Source organism: Mycobacterium sp. (assembly GCF_032159565.1).
Lineage (GTDB): Bacteria > Actinomycetota > Actinomycetes > Mycobacteriales > Mycobacteriaceae > Mycobacterium.
Genome location: NZ_JAVHWR010000082.1, coordinates 1 through 5,405, shown reverse-complemented (window position 1 = coordinate 5,405; position 5,405 = coordinate 1). Strand labels below are relative to the sequence as shown.

At 66.3% G+C, this 5,405-nt stretch carries 6 protein-coding genes; all 6 read right to left on the bottom strand.

Going from position 1 to position 5,405, the window contains the following annotated elements:
* Positions 1-120 precede the first annotated feature (120 nt).
* On the bottom strand, positions 121-1,350 hold the full coding sequence (locus tag QOC76_RS10505) for a 2-oxo acid dehydrogenase subunit E2 (protein WP_526356773.1): 1,230 nt from the start codon (positions 1,348-1,350) through the stop codon (positions 121-123).
* Positions 1,347-2,402, bottom strand: a complete 1,056-nt coding sequence (locus QOC76_RS10500; RefSeq protein ID WP_526356772.1) for an alpha-ketoacid dehydrogenase subunit beta — start codon at positions 2,400-2,402, stop codon at positions 1,347-1,349. Before QOC76_RS10500 ends, QOC76_RS10505 begins: the two co-directional genes overlap by 4 nt.
* 1 nt (position 2,403) lies before the next feature.
* Positions 2,404-3,504 carry a pyruvate dehydrogenase (acetyl-transferring) E1 component subunit alpha gene (pdhA, locus tag QOC76_RS10495; protein ID WP_526356771.1) on the bottom strand — a complete coding sequence of 367 codons (1,101 nt, stop codon included), beginning with the start codon at positions 3,502-3,504 and terminating at the stop codon, positions 2,404-2,406.
* Positions 3,505-3,604: 100 nt separating this feature from the next.
* On the bottom strand, positions 3,605-4,423 hold the full coding sequence (locus QOC76_RS10490) for an HpcH/HpaI aldolase/citrate lyase family protein (protein ID WP_526356770.1): 819 nt from the start codon (positions 4,421-4,423) through the stop codon (positions 3,605-3,607).
* 1 nt (position 4,424) lies between these two features.
* Positions 4,425-4,934 carry a MaoC family dehydratase gene (locus QOC76_RS10485; protein WP_526356769.1) on the bottom strand — a complete coding sequence of 170 codons (510 nt, stop codon included), beginning with the start codon at positions 4,932-4,934 and terminating at the stop codon, positions 4,425-4,427.
* The coding region (locus QOC76_RS10480; RefSeq protein WP_526356768.1) for an acyl-CoA dehydrogenase family protein at positions 4,931-5,405 on the bottom strand (475 nt) is incomplete at its 5' end. The genes QOC76_RS10485 and QOC76_RS10480, both read right to left, overlap by 4 nt.

The window sequence follows — 5,405 nt, the reverse complement described above, 5'->3', positions numbered from 1 at the left end:
CCCGGGTCCACGGCGACGATCACCGTCGACGGATCAAGCGCAACCTTCAACACCGACATGAGCAGCCTCCTCCGAACCGGACCTCATCTGAGGATCCGCCCAGTGACTACTCATGGCCTATCAGCTGTCGAGCAGCGCCAACTCCGGCGACTCGATCAGTCGCTTCAGCTCGCCGAGGAACGCAGCGACCTGCGCACCGTCGGCGATTCGGTGGTCGAAGGCGCACGTCAACGTCATCGTCGGCCGCGCGACGACAGCGTCGTCGACGACGACCGGCCGCGGCTTCAACGACCCCATGCCGAGGATGGCCGCTTCGGGATAATTGATGACGGGCACTCCCTCGTCCAACCCGAGGGCGCCGAAGTTCGACACCGTGAACGTCGAGCCCTGCAGTTCAGCCGGTTTGACGGTTCCTGCACGGGCATCCTCGATGAGGCGTGACACCGTCGCCGCCAACGCCCGCGTCGACATGTCCTGCGCATCCTTGACCACCGGCACCAGCAGGCCACGTGGTGCTGCCACGCCGAAACCCAGATGCACAGCGGAATGCACGTGGATGTGTGGCCCACCCGCGGTGTCCACCCACGTCGAGTTGAACATCGGGTGATGCCTCAACGCGATCGTCAACAGCCGGAGCGTCAACACGAACGGCGTGATCGGCGGTCCGTCATCACCGACCGCGTCCCGTAACCGGTCACGCACCCGCAGCAACGAAGAACACTCGACCTGCACGCCGGCGTGCGCGTCGGGAATGTTACTTCGCGACAACGCCATTCGCTGTGCCATGGTGGCCTGTACGCCGTGTACCCCGATGCTGTCCGGGTCCGGCTTCCCCGCGGCCGCGAGTACGTCGTCGCGTGTGACGATTCCGTCTTGGCCCGAACCCGGCGACAGCGATGCCAGGTCGACGTGCAACTCGGTGGCGAGTTTGCGCACCGGGGGCTTGGCGCGCGGCCGTTTGCCGTCCTCGGCCGACACGCGACGGCTGGTGTCCATCTCGTCGTCGGCGCCGTATCCGACCAGCACGGGCTTGCGCGTGGGTTTCCCACCGTTCTGGGATACGGGAGCGGGCGCATCGGTCGCGATGCGCACCAGCACCGCACCGACGTCGAGCGTTTCACCGTCCGCGCCACCGAGTTCGACGATTCGACCCGCGTAGGGGCTCGGTATCTCCACCTCCGCCTTGTTGGTCTCCACCGTGCACAGCGTTTGATTGAGTGCGACGTCGTCGCCGACCGCGACGCTCCAGCTGGTGATCGTCGCGTCCTCGAGACCCTCGCCGAGATCGGGTACCAGGAAGTCGCGCACACCGCCGCGCACGCGAGGAGCGGAACCATCGTGGCCGCTCATGAGTGCATCGCCTTCTCGACGCAGTCGATCAGCCGGTCGACGCCGGGTAGCCACAGCTTCTCCAGCCGAGCCGGCGGGTAGGGGGTGTCGAATCCGGTGGCGCGCAACACCGGCGCCTCCAGGTCGTAGAACAGCTCTTCCTGGATCCGTGCCGCCAACTCGGCGCCGAAGCCGAGTGTGCGGGCCCCTTCGTGCATGACCACGGCGCGTCCGGTCTTGCGCACCGACGCTGCGACGGTGTCGAAGTCGAGCGGGTTGAGCGATCGCAGGTCGACGACTTCCAGATTCCATCCGTATCGGTCCGCCGCCAGATCCGCTGCGGCCAAGGCGGTTTGGACCAAGCCGCCATACGTCAGCACCGTGACGTCATCGCCGATGCACCGCACCGCGGCCCTGCCGATGGGAAGTCCGGGCTCATTGGTGTCGACGTCTTCGCGCGACCAGTACCGCCGCTTCGGCTCGAGGAACACGACCGGGTCCCTGCTGGCGATCGAATACCGCAGCAGCCAGTAGGCATCTGACGGCGTCGACGGCACAACGACTTTCAGGCCCGCGGTGTGCGCCCAATACGTCTCGGTGGACTCCGAGTGGTGTTCCACCGCGCCAATTCCGCCGAACGACGGAATGCGGATGGTGACCGGCATGTCCACGTCGCCGTGGGTGCGCACCCGGTACTTCGCCAAGTGGCTGACCACCTGGTCGAACGCCGGATACGAGAACCCGTCGAACTGGATCTCGGGAACCGGGACGAAGCCGCGGATCGCCATCCCGACCGCAATACCGATGATCGCCGATTCCGCCAGGGGTGTGTCGAAGCACCGCCCATCGCCGAATGTTTCGGTCAAGCCCTCGGTCACCCGGAACACACCGCCGAGCCTCGCCACGTCCTCGCCGAAGACCAGGACACGGTCGTCGGCGGCCATCGCGTCGTGCAGAGCCCGGTTGATCGCCTGGACCATGGTCAAGTTCGTCGTGACCCGCACCGGCGTGAACAGCGACGGCTCCTGCGCGTCATCGCCGTAATCGGCCGGCCGCTCGATGATTTGAGTCATGTCACGCCTCCTTCGCCAGCTCGGCCATCAGCTGGTCGCGCTGGGCTTGCAACGTCGGCGTGATGTCCGCGTAGACGGTGTCGAAGAGTTCTCCGATGTCCATGTCGGGGGTGTTGACGGTTGCGTCGCGCAATTCCGCGCACAGCCGCGCCGCCCGTGTCTCGACGCGATGCTCCAGACGTTCGGACCAGGCGCCAATAGTCTGTAAATAGCTGCGGTAACGCGAAATCGGGTCCCGCGCGGCCCACCTGTCTACCTCGTCCTGCGGCCGATAACGCGTCGGGTCGTCGGAGGTGGTGTGTGGCCCCATCCGGTACGTCAGCGCCTCGATCAGCGTGGGACCGCGGCCCTCGCGGGCGCGTTGCGCAGCCTCGGCCATCACCGCATAACACGCCAGCACATCGTTACCGTCCACCCGGATCCCGGGCATCCCATAGCCGATCGCCCGGTGCGCGATCGACGGACCCGCCTGCTGGTGGCTCACCGGAACCGAGATCGCCCACTGGTTGTTCTGCACGAAGAACACGCACGGCGCCTTAAACACCGCGGCAAGATTCAGGGCTTCGTGTGCGTCACCCTCGCTGGTCGCTCCGTCGCCGAGGTAGGCGACCGTGACAGAGTCTTCGCCGAGGCGCTGCGCGGCCATCGCCGCACCGACCGCGTGCAAACCATGGGTGCCGATCGGGATCGCGATCGGCGCGACGCACTTCTCGGTGAACCCGAGCCCGCCGTGCCACCGGCCGCGCCAGACCGCGCCCATCTGCGCCGGCGTGATGCCACGCAGCAGGAATGCGCCGATCTCTCGATACTGCGGGAACAGCCAGTCGGTCTTGCGCAGGCACGCGGCCGAGCCGATCTGTGCGGCTTCCTGACCGCGACATGACGCGAACAGCGCGAGCTCGCCCTGCCGCTGCAGGTTGACGAACTCCCCGTCGAGCGCGCGGGTGACGGCCATCGACTCGTACAGCCAGCCCAGCGTCTCGGGTGGAAGGTCTCGGCGATAGCGGGTCTCGGTGGTCGGCGTCCCGTCCGGGGCGACCAGTTGAATCGGCTCCAGCTCGACGTTGTACGACGTCAGGGGTGCCTGAACAAAACCTGCCATACCGCCTCCTAGGGTCACTGACGGCGGATCGCGCCGTCAGGCGACTGAGGTGCTCAGCACTGATGCGGTCAGAGCAAGACCCCTGGTAAGAGGCCGCCGGCTAGGTGCCAGGGTGTGGCGCTAGCTGGACGATGCGCTCTGCTCGCCGCAGCACTGGGGCATCCACCATTATGCCCTCGAATTGAAAGACGCCGCGTTGATCGCGGGCCGCGGCGAGCACGTGTCGCGCCCATTCGACCTGGTCGGCGGTGGGTGCGTAGCCCGCGCGAATGACCGCGACCTGCGTCGGATGAATCGCGACCTTGGCGTCGAAGCCGACCGCGACGGCGTCATCGACCTCGCCGCGCAAACCGTCGAGATCCTTGATGTTGAGGTACACCGAATCGAGCGCCATCCGCCCGTACGCCTTCGCCGCCAGCAACGTCTGCGAGCGGACATGCTTGGCGACGTCGCGGTAGCTCCCGTCGGGCCACCGATTGGCGGTGCCACCCGTCACCGCGAACAGATCCTCGGCGCCCCACATCAAGGCGAAGGCGTTCTCCATGCGGGCCAGTTCGTTGACGACGACCGCGCCCAGCGGCGTCTCGATCAGCACGACGACGTTCAGCGGTGCCAGGTCCCGGATCTGCTGCGGGTCCTCGGTCTTGGCCAGCATCACAGTGGCGTACTTGGTCTTCGCGAGCGCCTCGAGATCCGCCGCGTGGTCGTCGGTTGTGGCGGGGTTGATTCTGACGACGGTGCGGTCGGGATCCAACGGGGTTTCCACCAGGGCAGCACGCGCGGCGTCTCTATCTTTGGCCGCGACACCGTCTTCGAGGTCGAGGATCACCACGTCGGCCGCCGCAGCGGCCTTCCCGAATCGTTCGGGGCGGTCGGCCGGGCAGAACAACCAGCCGGGGCCGGTCTGAGCTAAAGCCATCTCACTCCTCAGGCTGCTTGCGCACCATCGTCTTTCGCGATGCGGTCGCGACGATATCGCCGTATTGATTGCGGCCGGTATGGGCGAATGTGACGATGCCCTCCCCCGGACGGCTCTTCGACTCGCGCTTGTCCGTCACCTCGGTCTCGGCATACAGGGTGTCGCCGTGGAAAAGCGGCTTCGGGAACGCGACCTCGCCGAAGCCGAGGTTGCCGACGATCGTGCCCTGCGTCAGCTGCGCCACGGACAGCCCGACGAGCGTCGACAACGTGAACATCGAGTTGACCAGCCGCTGGTGAAACGGCGGCAGCGCATCGGAGAACGCGGCATCGAGGTGCAGCGCCTGGGTGTTCATCGTGAGCGTGGTGAACAGCACGTTGTCCGCCTCGGTGATGGTGCGCCCGGGCCGGTGCTGGTAGAGCACCCCGGGCTCGAACTCCTCGAACCACAGGCCCCGCTGTACGACGACCTTCTTGTCGGTCACTTCTGCCGAATCGTTCGCTTCGCTCACAGCCCGGACTCCCGCGCAATCAGCATCAGTTGCACTTCCGTTGTGCCCTCACCGATTTCGAGGATCTTGCTGTCGCGGTAGTGCCGCGCGACCGGGTATTCGTTCATGAACCCGTAGCCCCCGAACACCTGCGTGGCATCACGGGAGTTGTCCATCGCGGCCTCACTGGCCACCAGCTTGGCGATGGCGGCGGCCTTCTTGAACGGCTTGCCCGACAACATGAGTGCCGCCGCGTCGTAGTAGGCGGTGCGCGCGACATGCGCCCGGGCCTCCATGCGCGCAATCTTGAAGGCGACGGCCTGATAGGTACCGATCTTCGCGCCGAACGCCTCGCGTTCCTTTGCGTATTTCACGCATTCATCGACGCAGCCCTGTGCGGCGCCGACGGAGAGCGCGGCGATCGCGATGCGGCCCTCGTCGAGAATGCGCAGAAAGTTGGCATAGCCACGGCCGCGCTCGCCGAGCAGGTTC

Excerpts from the sequence above, each read along its gene's own strand:
- QOC76_RS10505 (WP_526356773.1), bottom strand. The coding sequence starts at position 1,350 with ATGAGCGGCCACGATGGTTCCGCTCCTCGCGTGCGCGGCGGTGTGCGC.
- QOC76_RS10500 (WP_526356772.1), bottom strand. The coding sequence starts at position 2,402 with ATGACTCAAATCATCGAGCGGCCGGCCGATTACGGCGATGACGCGCAG.
- pdhA (WP_526356771.1), bottom strand. The coding sequence starts at position 3,504 with ATGGCAGGTTTTGTTCAGGCACCCCTGACGTCGTACAACGTCGAGCTG.
- QOC76_RS10490 (WP_526356770.1), bottom strand. The coding sequence starts at position 4,423 with ATGGCTTTAGCTCAGACCGGCCCCGGCTGGTTGTTCTGCCCGGCCGAC.